Here is an 18,061-nt window from a genome sequence, read left to right as displayed (position 1 = left end):
GCTCAGTTCAGCCCGTGCTCGAACGCGAACACCACCAGCTGCACCCGATCACGCAGCGCCAGCTTGGCGAGGATCCTGCTGATGTGCGTCTTCACGGTCGCCTCGCTGAGGTACTCACGGGCAGCGATTTCGGCATTCGACAGACCCCGAGCCGCGAGCGCGAAGATCTCCCGTTCGCGGTCGGTCAGGTCGGCGTACTGAGGCGGAACCGGCTTCGGCGCCTCGGTGAAGTGCTGGAAGAGGTCGCGGGTGGCGGATGCCGCGATCACCGACGACCCCGAATGCACGGTGCGGATCGCGGCGAGCAGGAACTCCGGGTCGGCGTCCTTCAGCAGAAATCCGCTCGCCCCCTGACGGATCGCCCGCGCGGCGGCCTCGTCGAGGTCGAAGGTCGTGAGCATCACGATGCGAGGTGGATCGGGCTGGGAGAGGATCTCCGCCGTCGCGGTGAGCCCGTCCATCACCGGCATCCGGATATCCATCAGCACGACGTCGGGCCGGGTCTCCCGCACCACGTCGAGGGCCTGACGGCCATCTCCCGCTTCGCCGACGACATCGAGGTCGGGTTGGGAGGCGACGAGCATGCGGATGCCGGCACGGAACAGCGCCTGATCATCCACGAGAACGACCCTGATCATGCCCTGCCTCCGATGGGGAGCGTCGCCCGGACGACGAACTGTGCGCCCTGATGCTCAGCCTGCAGGTTACCGCCGACGAGTTGCGCGCGCTCGCGCATGCCGATGACGCCGTGCCCTCCCTGGCCGACGACCCGCTCGCCGGTCACGGTGTTGCGCACCTGGATGTCGACGCGATCAGGGAGCCAGGCGAGGTGCACGTCAACCGCGCCGTCGCCGTGCCGGATCGCGTTCGTGAGCGCCTCCTGCAGGATGCGATACACCGCGAGCTGGATCGCCGCCGGCGGCTCGCCCGGAGGCATCGGATCGACGGTGATGCGGGGCTCGACTCCGGCGTGCCGCACCTGCGCGAACAGCGTCTCGAGGTCGGCCAGCGTCGGCTGCGGGCCGTCGCCCTGGCGATGGCGGAGCTGGGTGAGCAGCATCCGGACATCGGAGAGCGCGCCCCGCGCGGTCTGCGCGATCGTGCCCAGCGCCTGCTGTGCCAGCTCGGGCTGCGCCGCGGCCGCGTAGCGCGCGCCGTCGGCTTGGGCGATCACGACCGCGAGTGAGTGCGCGACGATGTCGTGCATGTCCCGGGCGATCCGCACGCGTTCCTGCTCCTCCGCGGCGACGGCTTCGGCCTGGGCCTTGGCCACCTGCGTCTCCCGCCCCTTCACCACCACTCGCCACAGCAGTCCGGTCCCCCACGACATCACCATGGCGAGCACGAAGACCGAGCCGATCAGCGCCGCACTCGTCGCGACCCTCAGGGTGCTCGAGGCATCGGTCAGAAGTCCTGACCAGATCAACGCGAAGTAGATGCCGCCCAGCACTCCGCCGACGAGTGCCGAGACGCCGCCGATCCACAACACCCGCCTGCTTCCCCACGCCGATGTCGCGAACAGGACGAGGAGAATGGCGATGTTGTACGCAGACGGCGGGAGCCCAGCCCCCATCTGGATGACCGCCCCGATCCACGCGATTCCGAGGGCGAGCGCGGGCGAGAGGCGACTGATCGCGGCCGCACCCCAGAGGATCACGCCGACGACGACATAGATCGTGACGGCGATGGGACCGGAGTGGATCCAGACGCTCAGCTCATTCGTACCGGCAAGGAAGGACAGCGGCGCCGTCACGGCGAAGCCGACGACCGCGCCGACGATGTCGAGCACGAGCCAGGTACGGGAGACGGGGCGGATCACTCCCCTACGCTACGCGGCGCCCCGCGCTTCCCGCATCCGCCTCGAGATGTATCCCGCACCGACTCGTCAGACGCGGCAGAGGATCTCGCCGTGAGGCACGAGGTACCAGCCGTCTTCGGCATCCGCCCAGCGCTTCCACGCGTCGCTGATCGCCTGCAGATCCGTGGTGGTCGCGCGATCCTCCCGCACCAACTGCCTGGCCAACGCGGACTCGAGAATGCGGTCTGCCCACATCCCGCCCCACCATGCGCGTTCGGCCGGAGTCGCGTAGCACCAGGTCGACGCGGTGGCGCGGACATCCGTGAAACCCGCCTGCCCCGCCCAGGACAGCAGCTGCCGACCGGCGTCGGGCTCTCCGCCGTTCGCCCGTGCCGCAGCGCGATAGAGCTCGAGCCACCGATCCAGCTCCGGAAGCAGCGGGAACCAGATGAAGCCCGCATAGTCGGCGTCGCGCGCGGCGACGATGCCACCGGGCACCGTGACACGGCGCATCTCACGCAACGCCTGCACCGGGTCAGCGACGTGCTGCAGCACCTGATGCGCGTGCACGACGTCGAAGCTGTCATCGGCGAAGCTCAGGGCGTGCACGTCCTCGACGGAGAAGTCGACGTTCGTCACCCCACGGCTCGCGGCGAGTTCGCGCGACAGCGACAGCGCCGCCTCATCGATCTCCGTCGCGGTGACCCGATCGACGACGCTGGCGAAGTCCATCGTGATCGTGCCCGGTCCCGCTCCGACGTCGAGAAGTCGCGTCGAGGCGCCGAGGTGGGGCCGGAGGTATTCCGCCGAGTTCGCGATGTTCCTGGTGTTGTGCGAACGGAGGACGGATTCGTGATGTCCGTGCGTGTACGAGGCCATGCGTGCCATTCTGGCAGGCCGATCAGCGGCGATCGGTCGGCGGTCAGTGCAGGTCGGCGACGGCCCGACGGATGCTGTCGCGATCGGGCTTGCCGGACGGGAGCGTCGCCAACTCGTCCACGAGGATGAGCCGCGCGGGTCTGGCGTGCTTGCCGAGCTCGACAGCCACCACCTCGCGGGCATGGGCCAACTGCTCGGACTCGCTGCGGCGGAGCGCCTCACCGCGGGCGGCGACGATGACGGATGCCTCTCCCCAGCGTGCGTCCTCCACCCCGACGACCACCGCCTGATGCAGCCCTGGCACCAGGCGCACGATGCGCTCGACGCGGTCGAGTGAGATGTTGATGCCGCCCGAGACGATGACGTTGTCGGCCCTGCCGTGCACCCGCACAATGCCGTCCTCGTCGACGAGCCCGAGATCGCCGGTGCGGTACCAGCGGATGCCGTGCCGGTCGCGCACGAACGTTCGCGCCGTCAACTCTGCATCGCCGAGATAGCCGTCGGCGAGCATCGGGCCGGCGAGGTGCAGCTCGCCATCGACGGCGTGCACAGCGACCGTGTCGAGCGGCACGCCGTCGTAGACGCACCCGCCGCTCGTCTCGGTCGATCCGTAGGTGCGCACGAGCGGAGCACCGAGATCAGCGGCCCGCTCCCGCAGTGGCTCGGGCAGCGCCTGGCCGCCGACGAGGATCGCCCGGTACGCCCGCAGTGCCGCACGTACCCCTGGTTCGTCAGCCGCATCGAGGAGCGTGGCGAGCTGCGCCGGCACGAGAGCGGTGAACAGCGCTTCGTCGCCCCGGCGCACCATCGACAGCGTCGCCTCTGCGAACGAGCTGGGAGAGAACCGCCCCTCCGGCGCGACGGGCTCGGTACCGGCGAGCGCCGAGCGCACCAGCACCTGGAGCCCGGCGACGTAACCCACCGGGAGAGCCAGCAACCAGCGCCCGCTGCCGATCCGAGCCGCGGTCGCCTCTGCGCTCGCCCGCAGCGCTTCGCCGCTCAGTGACACCCTCTTCGGGACGCCGCTGGATCCGGAGGTCGCGATGACCGCCGCTGTGCCGTCCGGCACCCGCTCCGGCGCGCCGGCGAGCATTCCGAATCCGAGCGCCGGCCCGCCGTCGAGGGCGTGGCGCAAAGCGGCGAGGACTTCGACGGGGTCGTCGGCATCCGTCGGAATCAGCGAGACCATCCGTCACTCCCCCGCAGGCATGATCTGCTCTCCACAGTTCTGGTCGGGAGCGGGTCGTGCGCGATCGATGACATGACGGCCTAGTAGTGCCAGGGGAAGGAGGACCAGTCCGGGTCGCGCTTCTCGAGGAAGGAGTCGCGCCCCTCGACCGCCTCGTCGGTGCCGTATGCGAGGCGGGTGGCCTCACCGGCGAAGACCTGCTGGCCGACGAGACCGTCGTCGACGGCGTTGAAGGCGAACTTCAGCATGCGGATCGCGGTGGGCGATTTGGTGAGCACGGTGCGCGCCATCTTCAGCGCTTCACGCTCGAGTTCGGCGTGCGGGACGACGCGGTTCACAGCGCCTGCTTCATAGGCGCGCTGCGCCGAGTACTCCTCGGCGAGGAAGAACACCTCGCGCGCGAACTTCTGTCCGGTCTGGCGCGCCATGTACGCCGAGCCGTAGCCGGCGTCGAAGGATCCGACGTCGGCATCCGTCTGCTTGAACCGCGCCTCTTCGGCGCTCGCGATGGTCAGGTCGCAGACGACGTGCAGGGAGTGCCCGCCACCGGCGGCCCAGCCGGGAACGACAGCGATGACGACCTTGGGCATGAAGCGGATGAGGCGTTGCACCTCGAGGATGTGCAGGCGCCCTGCTCGCGCCGGGTTCTGCACAGCCGTCTCGTCGTCGGAGTACTTGTAGCCATCGCGTCCCCGGATGCGCTGATCGCCGCCGGAGCAGAACGCCCAGCCGCCGTCCTTCGGGCTCGGCCCGTTTCCGGTGAGGAGCACGGCGCCGATCTTCGGATCCTGGCGCGCGATGTCGAGTGCCCGGTAGAGCTCGTCGACGGTGTGCGGGCGGAAGGCGTTGCGCACCTCAGGGCGGTTGAACGCAATGCGGGCGACGCCACCGTCGTGCGAGACGTGCGCGGTGATGTCGGTGTACTCGGCGGCACTCTTTCCGTCGACACCGGGCGCGAGCACCCATTCGGCGGGATCGAACAGGTCGGAGACGAATGCGTTGGCCACGGGATCCAGCCTATTCCTCACCTCGCCCTCACCACGCAGGGAGCGCCGCCTCCCGGGAGAGGCGGCGCTTCCTGACGATGCGGATCACGCGCGGCGCGCACGCATGGTCTTGATCCAGCCGTCCACCGCATCCCACGCGGCGAACGCCACGAGGGCGAAGCCGGTGATGACGGTGAGGACTTCCATCGTGTCGCTCTCGACCCCGTTGCCGGTGAAGACGAAGCTCAGGAACTGCGGGTTGATCAGCTCGCCGCGCACGAGCAGCGTGACCGACCAGACGGCGAAGGCGACGGCCAGCAGGGTGTTGATCACCGCAGCGCCGACGGTCCACCGCCGCTTCGCGTACACGGCGACCGACAGCAGCGCCTCGGCCACGATCAGTGCAAAGAAGACGCTGATCCCCCACGGCCACAGTCCCGGGTTCAGCAGCGGAATGGGATCGCCGCCGGTCGGGAAGAACCCGATGAAGGCATCCCAGAACACCGCCCCGACCCCGATCGCGAGGAACACGAGTGACGCGATGGCGTCTGCCCGCCCTGCGCCGCTCGGCGTCGGTTCCGGCAGCTGGTCGACATCCCATTTCACCCCGGTGTCGGCGCCGGTGCGCTCGAGCACGAAGAAGACCAGCGTCACCCAGAAGCAGACGTGCACGATGACCGAGATGCCCACGCCGATCGCGGCGCCGATGATCTCGCCGACGGAGGCCCGGTCCAGCGCCTGCGCGAGCGCGACGCCGCCCATCGCGCAGATCGGCACGATGACCAGCAAGAGCTTCAGCAGGCGCCACCAGGTCAGGAAGTACTTCGGACCGATCAGGTGCAGCGGCTGATCGGCGTAGCCGGCGGCCAGGATGCCGGGGTCGCCGAGCTCGGTGAGGACGGCGCGCTCGGCATCCGTCCGGCTCTCGCCCTGCTCGACGCGCGCTTCGACGGCGTCGGAGATCGACGCCTCGAGTTCGGCGCGGACGTCGTCCTGAGCGGTCGGCGTCAGGCTCTTGACCGTGGCCGCGATGTAGCGCTCGGTCAGTGTGTTCGTGGACATCTCAGTTCTCCTCTGCGGTGAGGCCTGCGATCGCAGTGGTCAGCGATCGCCATTCGTCGGTGAGGGTGTCGGCGAGGCGCATGCCGGCATCCGAGGTGCGGTAGAACTTGCGAGGCCGCGCCTCGTCGGTGTTCCACTCGCTCGTGAGGTACTCCTGCTTCTCCAGACGGCGGAGCAGCGGGTAGAGCGTGTTGGCGTCGGTGGCGAAGCCGCGGCGCTCGAGATCTTCGAGCAGTCCGTAGCCGTACCCCGGGGCGCGCAGCAGTTGCAAGCACGCCAGCACGATCGTGCCGCGCCGCAGTTCCTGCAGGTGCGTATCGAGGATCTCGTTCATGTTCATCACATTACTGTGTGTCACACACTATTGTCAACGACACATTCCTGTGTGCTCTGACGACCGGCCGGGTTCCGGCCACGACCGCGCGGCAACGAGACCGCTAGCGTGGGTTTCATGTCAGTGGAGATCACACGCATCGACCCGTTCGACGACGCCGCGGTCGATGCCTGGTGGGATGCCTACGCCACGGCCGAACGCGCGGACCGCGGCCCCGCCGCGCCGCTGTGGAGTCGCGAGGAATCGCGCAGCGAACTGCAGCAGGACTCGACGGTGGTGGAGCGCCGCGCTTTCCTCCTGCGCTCCGACGGCCTCGTCGTCGGATCAGCAAGTCTGGCGCTGCCCCGCAAGGACAACACGCACATCGCGCACCTCGCGGTGTGCGTCCGCCCGGAACACCGACGCCGCGGTTTCGGCTCCACGGCGTTGGCGTTCCTCGAGGGCGAGGCGCTGAACGCCGAGCGCACCACCGCGCAGTCGGCGGCGTCGTGGCCGCACGAGCTCGGGCCCGAGGGAGCCGGCGCACCCGGCCGAGAGTTCGCTCGGCGGCATGGATACACGCTCGCGCTCGGCGATCTGCAGAGCCGCCTGCCTCTCCCGGTCGACCCCGCTCTCCTGGACCGCATCGAGGCAGACATCGCTGATGCGATCGCGGGTTACGAGATCCGCAGCTGGGTCGGCCGCGTGCCCGATGACGTCATCGAGGGCTGGGCGATCCTCGATGCATCGGTCGATACCGAAGCGCCGAGCGGCGATCTCGACATCGAGCCGGTCACGCCAGACGTCAGCAGCATCCGCGAGTCGGAAGAACTCATCGAACGACAGGGCCGTACATCCTTCGGCACGATCGCTCTGGCGGCAGACGGTTCAGCAGCGGCGTACACGCAGCTGGTCGTCTCCGGCGACGACGGCAACGCCTACCAGTGGGGCACCCTTGTTCGCGGCGCCGACCGCGGGCACCGGCTGGGCACGGCGGTGAAACTGGCGAACCTGCGGATGCTGCAGCACGAGGCACCGCAGGCCCGCGCCGTCTACACCTACAACGCCGAGTCGAACGCGCACATGCTGGCCGTGAACATCCTGCTCGGCTTCCGCCCGAGCGAGCGGATGGGCGAACTGCAGAAGCGCCTCCTCGGCTGACCAGGAGCATGGTTCATAACTCAGGAGAAATCTCCAGAAGGACCGCAGCGTCCCCGGCAACACGCCGTTCATCGCATCGCACGCCACCTCGAGCGGCGAATTCTCCTGAGTTATGAACCGGCGCGCGGGCGGCGCGGATGCCGCGTGACGGCGTCGACGGGGCACAATGGGCACATGCTCCCGACGACGCTCGCAGATCTCCTCGATTCGGCCAGGGTGGTCGCACTCCCGATGCACACGCGCTTCCGCGGCGTCGACACCAGGGAGGCGCTCCTGTTCGAAGGGCCGGAGGGATGGGCGGAATTCTCACCGTTCCTCGAGTACGGCGACGACGAGGCATCCGTCTGGCTGTCAGCCGCGATCGACTTCGCCTGGCGTGAACAACCGCAACCGCTGCGCGACCGAATCAACGTGAACGCGACCGTTCCGGCCGTGGACGCGGCCCGCGTCGCCGACGTGCTGTCGCGGTTCGCCGGATGCCGCACGACCAAGGTCAAGGTTGCAGAACCGGGACAGGCCCTCGCCGACGACATCGCCCGGGTTCGCGCGGTGCGCGAAGTCATGGGACCGGAGGGGCGCATCCGCATCGATGCCAACGGTGCGTGGAACGTCGATGAGGCGGAACGCGCCGTCCACGCCCTGAACGAGTTCGACCTCGAGTACGTCGAACAGCCGTGCGCGACCGTGCCGGAGCTCGCCGAGCTGCGACAGCGGGTGAAGTACATGGGCATCCCTGTCGCCGCAGACGAGAGTGTGCGGAAGTCATCGGATCCCCTCGCCGTCGCGCGCGCCGGCGCTGCGGATCTGCTCGTGATCAAGGCGCAGCCGCTCGGCGGGGTCACGCACGCCCTGCAACTCGTCACCGCGGCGGGTCTCCCGGCCGTCGTGTCCAGCGCCCTCGACACGGCCATCGGCCTGTCGCAGGGCGTGACGCTGGCGGCGGCCCTCCCGCGACTCGACTACGACTGCGGCCTCGGCACGTCTTCGCTCTTCCTCGACGACGTCGCGGACTTCCGGGCGGAGAACGGCAGCATTCCGGTCGGGCGGGTGACTCCGGATGCTGCGGCCCTGGAGCGCCTCGCGGCATCCGCCGATCGACGCGAGTGGTGGCTGGCGCGGCTCGAGCGCTGCTACGAGGTTCTCGCGGCGCGCTGACGTCGGTTCGCGACCGACCTCACCGCTCCAGCAGCAGCAGCTCCACGAGCCGGCCGAGTTCCTCGCTGCCGGCATGACGAAGCTGGGCTGCGTCGTGTCCCGCCATCGCACCGCGCACCGTCATCCCCTCCCAGACGATCATGAGCATCCGGGCCGCGGTCTCGGCGGGCAGTCGCAGCCGGAACGTGCCTTCGGCGACGATGTCGGTGATGATCTCAGCGATGCTCGACACCATCTCGCGCTCCTGCGCGAGATAGGCCGCGCCGAATGAGGGGTCACGGAGCGCGCGGATGCGGATCTCGCTCATCATCATCACGCCGAGGCGGTCATCGCCGCCCGAGTCCATCACCTGCTGCACGAGCTCGACGGGGTCGCATCCATCGGCGAGCGCACCGCTCACCGCGAGTTCGGCGACGCGCGCCCGCACGGCGCTCACCCGTACCTCGGCGACGCTGCCGGCGAGCATCAGGAAGAGCTCGTCCTTGGAATCGAAGTTCGAGTAGAAGGCACCGCGCGTGAAACCGGCGCGTTCGCAGACGGCCTCGACCGTCGCGCCTTCGAGGCCGACCTCGGCGAAGACCTGAGCCGCAGCCTCCAACAGACGGGCGCGCGTGTTCTCGCGGCTCCGGGTAGCCGGTGTCGTCATCGAAACCTCCAGCCTTCACTCTCGCACGACCACCGTGCGGATGTCTCACACCCGGTGCACAGCCTTTCGCGCGCTGATGACCCTACGATACATGTATGTATCGGATACATCCGTGTATCCAAATCGGCTCGACGGAGGAACCGCGTGTCCACTCTCCTGTCCTCGCTCGGACGCTGGTCGTATCGGCATCCGTGGCGCGTGCTCGCATCCTGGCTGCTCGCGCTCGGCCTCGCCGGCACCGGCGCGCTCGTGCTGGGCGCCGGTACCGACAACAGCTTCTCGATCCCCGGAACCGAATCGCAGGCAGGCCTCGAGCAGCTCTCCCGCTCGTTCCCCCAGGTGAGCGGAACCAACGCGCAGTTCATCGTCGTCGCGGCCGACGGCGATCACGTCACCGATGACGCCTATCGCGAGCACATCGAAGACACGGTGGACGATCTGTCCGACCTCGACGAAGTGCTCGCGGTGACCTCGCCTTACGACGAAATGGTCACCGGCATGGTCAATGAAGACGAGACCGCCGCCATCGTGCGCCTGCAGTTCGACGGCGAGGCGAGCGATGTCTCCGCCGAGACGAAAGACGTCCTGAACGCCGCCGTCGACGACCTGGCGGCCGCGCTTCCGGACGGCAGTCAGACACAGCTCGGCGGCGACCTGTTCGCCCTGTCTATGCCCACGATCACCATCACCGAGGCCGTCGGTCTCCTGATCGCGCTCCTGGTGCTCATCGTCACGTTCCGCTCGTTCGTGGTCGCCGGCCTCCCCCTGCTCACCGCGATCCTCGGAGTCGGGATCTCGATGGCCGGCATCTTCGCCGCCACCGCCTTTGCGACCGTCTCGTCGACCACGCCGCTGCTGGCGCTGATGCTGGGACTCGCGGTCGGGATCGACTACGCGCTGTTCATCATGGCGCGGCACCAGGATCAGGTCCGCGACGGAGTGGAGCCGGAGGAGTCCGCCGCCCGCGCGGTCGGCACCGCCGGCTCTGCCGTCGTGTTCGCCGGGATCACGGTGCTCATCGCGCTGATCGGTCTCGGTTTCGCCGGCATCCCGTTCCTGACGACGATGGGAATCGCCGCATCCGTCGCCGTCGCCATCGCCGTCGCGATCGCGGTGACCCTGACACCGGCGCTCCTCGGGTTCATGAAGGGCAAGGTCGCCGGTCGGCCCAAGAAGGTGCGGATGCCGAAGAAGGGCGCCCCCGTTCGCGCGCCGCGCCGCGCCGCCAGCGCGCGCTGGGTCGAGGGTGTGACCCGGCGTCCGGTGCTGACGTCCCTCGCCGTGATCATCGGCCTCGGCATCGTGGCCATCCCCGCGCTCAGCCTCAACCTCGCTCTGCCCAACGCCGGAGTGCTCCCCAAGGACTCCGAAGCGCGGCAGAGCTACGACCTCGTCGGCGAGCAGTTCGGCCCGGGTTTCAACGGCCCGCTCATCCTCACCGGCACCATCGTCACGTCGACCGACCCGCTCACCCTCATGGAAGACCTCGGCGACGCTGTGGCCCAGGTCGACGGCGTGCGAGAGGTCGCGCTCTCGACTCCGAACGAGACCGCTGACACCGGAATCGTGCAGGTCATCCCGGAGACCGCGCCCGACGACCCCGCGACCGCGGACCTCGTGCGCGAGCTGCGCTCGCATCACGACGAGTGGCTCGACGAATTCGGTATCGACCTGAAGGTCACCGGCTTCACAGCTGTGGGAATCGACATCTCCGATCAGCTCGGCGCGGCGCTCCTGCCGTTCGGCATCTTCGTGATCGGGCTCTCGCTGATCCTGCTCACGATCGTCTTCCGATCGCTCTGGGTGCCGCTCACCGCAGCGTTCGGCTACCTGCTGTCGATCGTCGCCGCATTCGGCGTCGTCGCCGCCGTGTTCGAGTGGGGCTGGTTCGCCGATGCCCTGCACGTCGCGAAGGTCGGCCCGATCATCAGCTTCATGCCGATCGTCCTGATGGGCGTGCTCTTCGGATTGGCCATGGATTACCAGGTGTTCCTCGTCTCGCGGATGCGAGAGGACTATGTGCACGACCCCCTGTCGAAGGATCCGGAGACCCGGCGAGAGGCCGCACTGCGCGCCGTTCGCACCGGCTTCACCGGCTCGGCGAAGGTCGTCACCGCCGCGGGCCTGATCATGTTCGCCGTGTTCGTGGCGTTCGTCCCGGAAGGCGACTCGTCGCTGAAGCCGATCGCCCTCGGCCTCGCGGCCGGCATCGCGATCGATGCGTTCCTCGTGCGGATGACGCTGATCCCCGCCCTGATGGCGATCCTCGGCGAGCGCGCCTGGCAGATCCCGGCATGGCTGGAGCGGATCCTGCCGAGCGTCGACATCGAGGGAGAGGCCGTCGAACGCGAACGTCACCTCGCGGCCTGGCCCGGCGACGATTCCGTGATCGCCGCCGACGAGCTCCCCATCGCGGGTGCCGCGCCCGTGTCGCTGCGCCTCGCACCCGGGGGAACGCTCGTGGCGACGGGCGCCTCGCGCGGCACGCTGCGTGCACTCGCTCTGACCGTGACGGGCCGGGTGGCTCCGGAAGCCGGACGCCTGCGCACCGCGGGACATCTGCTTCCCGGACGCGCCGCCTGGGTGCGCGCCCACGTCGGCTGCGTGCTCATCGACGACCCAGACACCGCCGTCCGCGACCTCGACGAAGCTCTGCGCGGGCGCACGAGCCTCGTCGTGATCGACGGCATCGACCGGATGTCCGGCGCTGCGCGCGACCAGCTCATCGCCCGGTTGCGCGACGCCGGGTCGGAGGTCGCCGTGTTCGCCTCGGCAATGGATGCGGATGCTGCGCGGGCCCTACTGGCAGACGCCGGCCGCGGCGCGGCATCCGTCCTTTCTGTCGAGACCCCCGGTTCTCGACGAGACCCCCGGATAACAACGCCGCCAACTGGGGGTCTCGACAGCAACGAGGGGTCTCAGAGCAGCACCGACGCCAACGCTGACACCAACCAGCACATCGTCGCTGACGAAACCATCGAATCAACCGAGGTGAACGCATGACCCTCTCCATCGAGCGCGCACGCTCCCGCAAGCCCATCACGTGGCTCACGATCCTCGGGATCCTGCTGCTGCCGGCCGCCGTCGGCGGCATCCTGGTCGCCGCACTGCAGAATCCGACCGAGCGCCTGGATTCGATGACCGCCGCGATCGTCAACCTCGACGAGCCGGTGAAGGTCGATGGGCAACTCGCCCCGTTGGGGCGCCAGCTGGCATCCGGCCTCGTCGAAGGGTCAGACGACCTGGAATCGAACCTGACCTGGGTGATCTCCAACGAAGACGATGCGGCCGCAGGGCTCGCGGACGGTTCCTATCAGGCCGTCATCACGATCCCGGAGAGCTTCTCGGCCGCTGCCACTTCCTCCGGGCAGGCGATCGCCGACGGCGGCGGGTCCGCAGCGGACAAAGCGGAGAAGGCCACCATCACCGTGACCACACCCGAGGACGGGCTCGTCGCCGACGATCTCATCACCGGGCAGATCGCTTCGGTCGCCGCATCGACGATGGGCACCATGCTCAGCGAAGCGACGATGGAGAACGTGCTCGTCGGCTTCACGACGATCGGAGACCAGATCGGCGAGGCCGCGTCTGGTGCCGCCGAGCTCGCGTCCGGGGCTCGGGGTGCCGCGACCGGCGCCGCCGCGATTCCCGATGGGGCGACGAAGCTCGCCTCCGGCGCATCCCAGCTCGGATCCGGAGCGACGGATCTCGCGAACGGGCTCGACACGATCGCCCAGAACACCCGCGGTGCAGCATCCGGTGCGGCGCAGATCGGTTCGGGCCTGACCGGCGGCGCGGCCGAACTGGAGAACAATGTCGGCGGCATGGGTCAGCTGGTCGGTGCGATCCAGACGGGAACCGGAGCAGCCACTGATGCCGCCACTCAGACGGGTGCCCTCGCCCAGAAGCTCGGCACGATGGCAGCCAAGTGCGATCCCGCTGCATCCGGCGCAGCTCTGTGCGAACAGATCAGCGCGGCTGCTGACGAGGCGGCAGTAGCCGCCACCTCGGCCGGGACCGCGTCGGGCTACCTGACCCAGGTTGCACCCGATGTCGCGACGCTGCCCGGGACGTTCAGCACGCTCGCCGCGAGTATGCGTCAGGCCGGCGACGGCGCGACCGCTCTCGCGGGCGGCCTCACCCAGCTCGCCGGCGGCGTCGACCAGTCGAGCGCGGGCGCGCGCGCCCTGTCCAGCGGCGCCGGCGAACTGTCCGGCGGCGCCACCGCGCTGTCGACTGGCGCATCGGAGCTCGCCACGGGGCTCGACACTCTGGCCACCGGCACGGGCGACCTCGCCGGTGGTCTGCGCACCGCCGCCGACTCGCTGCCGTCGTTCAGCGACGAGGAGTCGACGTCACTCGCGTCCGTCATCGCCGACCCCGTGTCGAGCAACGCGACGACGGGCACGATCTTCGGCCCGACCGCGATCCCGCTGCTCGCCGCCGTGGTGCTGTGGTTCGGCGGGCTCGCCTCGTTCATCGTGATGCGTGCCCACACCGAGCGGACACTGACCTCACGGCGCTCCTCCGCGGCCCTCACCCTCCGCGCCTTCACCCCCGCGGCGTTGATCGGTGCTGCACAAGGCCTGCTGGTGGCGCTCATCGTGCAGATCGTCGCCGGATACGGTGCCGCGGAATGGTGGGCCTTCGCCGGGACCGCAGTGCTGTCGGGCATCGTCTTCGCCGCGGTGAATCAAGCCCTCGTCGCCTTGTTCGGTGGAATCGGGCGCTGGATCAGCGCACTGATCGGCGTGCTCGCCGTGGCCACCGGGCTCATCTCCACGGTGCCGGGCTGGCTGGCAGGAATCGGAGCTGCGCTCCCCACGGCTCCGGCATTCACCGGCCTCATCGCCGCGAACGGCGGCGCGATCGCGGCGCTGGTGGTGTGGGCGGTGCTGTCGATCGTCGCGACGACGATCGCCGTCGCCCTCCGCCGCACCACCTCCGCGAAGGCGGTGCTCGCCACGGCGTGATCGCCGAGGCGGGCCCCGCCGGCCCGGCATCCGCCCCGACGGGCGACCCGTCCGGCCAGCGCCTCCGGCACCGTGCACGACTTCGGATCTCACGCCCGACTCGCCGTCATGAAGGCACCGGCCACGGCGAGTCGCCATCCGGCTCGGAAGCTGTGCACACAGCATCCTTCCGCCCCGCGGGAAACCCAGATCATCCCCTGGGCTGAGGCCCGTTCGGGCGATAGGACCGTCACACCGAGCACAACTTCGGATGCTCCGATCGAAACGCCGCCAAAACGGCACCGGCCACGGCGTGTCGCCATCCAGCTCCGACGTTGTGCCCGCGGCGCATAGCCGCCGCGCACGCACGCCCGCGCGGGTCAGCTGAGGCCGGAGTACGCGTGCAGGCCCTTGAAGAAGACGTTCACGATGGTGAAGTTAAAGATCACGGCGGAGAATCCGACGATCGCGAGCCACGCGGAGCGGCTGCCGCGCCAGCCGCGGGTCGCCCGCGCGTGGATGTAGCCGGCGTAGATGACCCAGATCACGAACGTCCAGGTCTCCTTGACGTCGAAGCCCCAATAACGGCCCCAGGCGTCCTGCGCCCAGATCGCGCCGGCGATGAGCGTGAAGGTCCAGAGGATGAAGCCCACGATGGTGAAGCGATACGCGAGGCTCTCGAGCCGGTCGGAGCCGGGGAGCGTGCGCAGGAACCCGGGGCCGGTCTTCGCCGCGTTCTCGCCGACCAGGCGCTCGCGGCGCGCCTGCATCAGCTGGATCACGGACAGCGCGAATGCCAACGCGAAGAACGCCGTGCCGAGCGATGCGACGAAGACATGGATGATCAGCCAGATGCTCTTCAGCGGGTCCATCAGCGGCACGACGGCGACGTAGAAGCTGGTCGCGGCGCCGCCGAGCAGCACGACGACCAGGCCGATGATGAAGGTGCCGAGGAAGCGCAGGTCGAGCCGCGTCAGCACGGCGAGGAAGACGGCGACGACGAGCAGCGTGCCGATCATCCCGAACTCGTACAGGTTCGCCCACGGCACGCGTCCAGCGGCGATGCCGCGCGTCACCGTCGCCGCCAGATGGAAGAGGAAAGCGAGAACGGTGAGCGAGGTGCCGATCCGTGCCATCACGAAGCCCTGCGCAGGCGAGGGAACCGAGGCGTCTGCGGCGTAGGCGTTGCCTCGCGCCCCCACCCCGACGAGCTCTGCTTCGCTCCGCGCGTCCGCGGTCACCTGCGAGCGCCGCGCCAGATCGAAGGCGTAGGCCACGAAGGCCGCGGCGTAGATCGCGATCGCGGTCCACAGCAGGATCGGCGAGAGCACGTTGAGCTCGAGCATGGTGTCAGTCTACTTTCGGGGTATCGGATGCCGCCGGGCCGGCCGGGGACGCAGGTGTCTCATCCGCCGGCTCATCGCGTCGGGTCGACCCGCCTGCGGCATCCATCAGTCGTGCGTGACCTGCGACGAGGTCATCGACCGCCGCAGCGAGCGTCGGGTCCTCGCCACGGGCGAGACCGGCGTATTCCAGCGAGACGACACCGTCCTCGCCCGAAGCCTTCACCCAGACGCGGCGACGGGGCACGAACAGCGCGAGCATGAGGCCGCCGAGCGCCGACAGGGCGAAGACGAGCACCCACACGGCGGAGGCGTCGTGGTGGATCTGGAGCGATGCGAACCGCTTGACGGACTGCGAGGCGTCGGTCGCCCCGTCCGGCGACTCGTCTTCGAAGGTCACGGTGCCCAGGCCGTTCGGCAGGTCGCCGGTCTCTCCGGGGCCGAGCTCGATGGACTTCACGTCCGTCGTGCGGCCGGCGAGTTTCTTCATCCCCGTCGTGTCGAGCACGTACACGGACTTCGGGATGCCGTCGTTGATTCCGAGGTCACCGGAGTAGACGTCGAGTGTGAGCAACGGGTTGATCAGGTCGCCGTACCCCGAGGCGATGGCGCCCTTCTGGCCGGACGCGGCCGTCGGATAGAAGAAGCCGATCAGACCCAGCTGTTCCGGCATGCCGTCGGTGACCTTGACGACGCCGAGGGAGGTCATGTTGTTGTCCTGCGGGAGGAACGGCACGCTGTTGCGGTAGACGATGTCGCCGGCGGCGTTGCGCACCGTGATGGTGGGCGCATAGCCGTTGCCGAGCAGATAGATCTGGTCGCCGCCGACGCCCAGCGGGTGGTTCACCCTGACCGCGCCGTCCGTGGACGAGCCGGTCGTGTCCTGCACGCTCACGTTCGCGGAGAAGTCGCCGGCCTGCCCTGAACCCGGCTCGCCGAACGGCTGGTAGGTGACATCGAAGGAGTCGAGCCTCATCGCATACGGCGTGAGTGCGTCGTCGGAGACGAAACGTCCGCGGTTCATCGAGTCGTAGTCGACGAGCGTGTTCGCGAAGGTCTCACCCTCGACCAGGACGCGCTGGCCGGTGTAGGCGAAACCGCCGCCGACGCCGACCGTGATCAGCACGCCGACGAGCGCGAGGTGGAACAGGAGGTTGCCGGTCTCGCGCCAGTACCCGCGTTCCGCCGACACCGAGAACGAGTGCCCTCGGTCGTAGCGTTCGACGCGGTAGCCGAGTGACTTCAACTGCTTCGTCGCGATATCGATCGATGCGGATGCCGCAGCATCCGCGTCCGAAGCCTCGCGCCGCACGGCGCGGAAGTCCTCGAGCCGCTGCAGGCGGGCGGGGGTGCGCGGCGGCCGCGCACGGAGAGCCTTCGCGTGGTGCTTGATGCGCGGGATGACGCAGCCGACGAGCGAGGTGAACAGCAGCAGGTAGATCGCGGAGAACCACGGCGACAGGTAGACGTCGAACAGCTTCAGCGCGTCGAGCACCGGGAACAGGTCGGGATTGTTGCGCTCCCACTGCGTGACGCCGTTGGGGTCGGCCATCCGCTGCGGAAAGATCGATCCGGGGATCGCGGCGATCGCGAGCACGAGCAGCAGCACCAGGGCGGTGCGCATCGACGTGAGCTGACGCCAGCTCCAGCGCAGCCAGCCGACGAACCCCAGTCGCGGCTGGGTGATGGAGTCGTCGCCGTCGACGTGGTCGGATGGGCGGAGCGGATCGCTCGAGTCGTTGTTCACGGCATCCTGAGGCTTCGATTCAGAGCGGGAGGAAGACACTGCCCATCACCGCCGTCAGTCGCGACATGATGTCGGTCCAGAGGCCGGTCACCATCAGGAGGCCGAGCACGATGAGCAGGATGCCGCCGATGATGTTCACCAGGCGGATGTGGCGGCGCAGGAACCCGACGGCCCTGGTCGCCCAGCCGAAGCCGAGAGCGACGAGCAGGAACGGGATGCCGAGGCCGAGCGAGTAGGCGATGCCGAGGAACGACGCACGCCAAGGGTCACCGACATTCCAGGACAGCGACACGATCGTCGTGAGGGTCGGCCCCATGCACGGCGCCCAGCCGATGCCGAGGGCGACACCGAGCAGCGGTGCACCGATGATGCCCGCCTTCGAGTCGACGTGGAAGCGGAACTCCCGCTGCGCGAAGGCGAAGAGACCGAGGAAGACCAGCCCCATCAGGATGATGACGCCGCCCAGCACACGGGTGATCACCTCGCCCCACTGCGCGAAGAAGAGCCCCGTGGCCCCGCCGAGCACCGTCCATGCGACGAACACGACCGTGAAGCCGAGGATGAACAGGAGGACGCCGAAGACCAGGCGGCCGCGGCCGGTGGAGTCTCCGGTCGTTGAGCGAGCGGAGCGAGACGAAACGCCCTCAGCCTCAGCACCCGCGCTCGACCGTGGAGCCACCGCTCCCCCGATGAAGCCGAGGTAGCCGGGAACCAGCGGCAGCACGCACGGCGAGAGGAAGGAGACGAGACCCGCGAGCATCGCGACGGGGATCGCAACCCACAGCGCGCCGGATCCGATGATGGCGTCGGTGTTCACGACGCTCCCGCGG

General features: G+C 69.0%; 15 protein-coding genes. 4 read left to right on the top strand and 11 right to left on the bottom strand.

Annotated elements, in window-relative coordinates; genetic code table 11:
- Window positions 1–2 precede the first annotated feature (2 nt).
- From MRBLWH12_RS18150 to MRBLWH12_RS18120, 7 genes are all read right to left on the bottom strand, one after another.
- Window positions 3–638: a response regulator transcription factor gene (locus tag MRBLWH12_RS18150; protein WP_341975843.1), complete on the bottom strand. Its 636-nt coding sequence runs from the start codon at window positions 636–638 to the stop codon at window positions 3–5.
- Entirely contained in the window at window positions 635–1,819 is a 1,185-nt protein-coding gene (locus MRBLWH12_RS18145; RefSeq protein WP_363551183.1) for a histidine kinase, read from the bottom strand. The genes MRBLWH12_RS18150 and MRBLWH12_RS18145 overlap by 4 nt, the downstream gene beginning before the upstream one ends.
- Window positions 1,820–1,885: 66 nt before the next feature.
- Complete coding sequence (locus MRBLWH12_RS18140; RefSeq protein WP_363551182.1) at window positions 1,886–2,677, bottom strand: class I SAM-dependent methyltransferase; 792 nt, start codon at window positions 2,675–2,677, stop codon at window positions 1,886–1,888.
- A gap of 43 nt (window positions 2,678–2,720) precedes the next feature.
- Window positions 2,721–3,866 (bottom strand): AMP-binding protein, encoded by a 1,146-nt coding sequence (locus tag MRBLWH12_RS18135; protein WP_363551181.1) that lies wholly within the window; start codon window positions 3,864–3,866, stop codon window positions 2,721–2,723.
- An 80-nt stretch (window positions 3,867–3,946) separates the two neighbouring features.
- The gene (locus MRBLWH12_RS18130; protein ID WP_341975847.1) at window positions 3,947–4,873 is read right to left on the bottom strand and encodes a 1,4-dihydroxy-2-naphthoyl-CoA synthase; all 927 of its coding nucleotides are present in this window, start codon (window positions 4,871–4,873) and stop codon (window positions 3,947–3,949) included.
- A gap of 84 nt (window positions 4,874–4,957) precedes the next feature.
- Window positions 4,958–5,914, bottom strand: coding sequence for a permease prefix domain 1-containing protein (locus MRBLWH12_RS18125; protein WP_363551179.1), 957 nt, complete (start codon window positions 5,912–5,914; stop codon window positions 4,958–4,960).
- 1 nt (window position 5,915) lies between these two features.
- Window positions 5,916–6,248, bottom strand: a complete 333-nt coding sequence (locus MRBLWH12_RS18120; RefSeq protein ID WP_341978518.1) for a PadR family transcriptional regulator — start codon at window positions 6,246–6,248, stop codon at window positions 5,916–5,918.
- Between the two features lie 117 nt (window positions 6,249–6,365).
- Between MRBLWH12_RS18120 and MRBLWH12_RS18115 the strand changes: the two genes are divergently transcribed.
- On the top strand, window positions 6,366–7,388 hold the full coding sequence (locus tag MRBLWH12_RS18115; RefSeq protein WP_363551177.1) for a GNAT family N-acetyltransferase: 1,023 nt from the start codon (window positions 6,366–6,368) through the stop codon (window positions 7,386–7,388).
- Window positions 7,389–7,562: 174 nt separating this feature from the next.
- Window positions 7,563–8,543 (top strand): o-succinylbenzoate synthase, encoded by a 981-nt coding sequence (locus tag MRBLWH12_RS18110; RefSeq protein WP_363551175.1) that lies wholly within the window; start codon window positions 7,563–7,565, stop codon window positions 8,541–8,543.
- 19 nt (window positions 8,544–8,562) lie between these two features.
- Here the strand turns inward: MRBLWH12_RS18110 and MRBLWH12_RS18105 are convergent, their stop codons facing one another.
- A complete protein-coding gene (locus MRBLWH12_RS18105) occupies window positions 8,563–9,189 on the bottom strand; it encodes a TetR/AcrR family transcriptional regulator (RefSeq protein WP_363551173.1) in 627 nt (208 codons plus the stop codon).
- Window positions 9,190–9,333: 144 nt separating this feature from the next.
- On the opposite strand from MRBLWH12_RS18105, the gene MRBLWH12_RS18100 reads away from it, so the two are divergent.
- Both MRBLWH12_RS18100 and MRBLWH12_RS18095 read left to right on the top strand, forming a co-directional pair.
- Window positions 9,334–12,192, top strand: coding sequence for an MMPL family transporter (locus MRBLWH12_RS18100; RefSeq protein ID WP_363551171.1), 2,859 nt, complete (start codon window positions 9,334–9,336; stop codon window positions 12,190–12,192).
- The gene (locus tag MRBLWH12_RS18095) at window positions 12,189–14,162 is read left to right on the top strand and encodes a YhgE/Pip family protein (RefSeq protein WP_363551169.1); all 1,974 of its coding nucleotides are present in this window, start codon (window positions 12,189–12,191) and stop codon (window positions 14,160–14,162) included. Before MRBLWH12_RS18100 ends, MRBLWH12_RS18095 begins: the two co-directional genes overlap by 4 nt.
- A 359-nt stretch (window positions 14,163–14,521) precedes the next feature.
- Here the strand turns inward: MRBLWH12_RS18095 and ccsB are convergent, their stop codons facing one another.
- The 3 genes from ccsB to MRBLWH12_RS18080 are packed head-to-tail and all read right to left on the bottom strand — an operon-like array spanning window position 14,522 to window position 18,048.
- On the bottom strand, window positions 14,522–15,487 hold the full coding sequence (gene ccsB, locus MRBLWH12_RS18090; RefSeq protein WP_363551168.1) for a c-type cytochrome biogenesis protein CcsB: 966 nt from the start codon (window positions 15,485–15,487) through the stop codon (window positions 14,522–14,524).
- A 4-nt stretch (window positions 15,488–15,491) separates the two neighbouring features.
- Window positions 15,492–17,231: a cytochrome c biogenesis protein ResB gene (gene resB / locus MRBLWH12_RS18085; RefSeq protein WP_363551167.1), complete on the bottom strand. Its 1,740-nt coding sequence runs from the start codon at window positions 17,229–17,231 to the stop codon at window positions 15,492–15,494.
- A 19-nt stretch (window positions 17,232–17,250) separates the two neighbouring features.
- Window positions 17,251–18,048 (bottom strand): cytochrome c biogenesis CcdA family protein, encoded by a 798-nt coding sequence (locus MRBLWH12_RS18080; RefSeq protein ID WP_363551166.1) that lies wholly within the window; start codon window positions 18,046–18,048, stop codon window positions 17,251–17,253.
- Window positions 18,049–18,061: the final 13 nt, after the last annotated feature.

The organism is Microbacterium sp. LWH12-1.2 (genome assembly GCF_040675825.1).
Lineage (GTDB): Bacteria > Actinomycetota > Actinomycetes > Actinomycetales > Microbacteriaceae > Microbacterium.
This window is presented reverse-complemented; position numbering and strand designations above follow the sequence as displayed.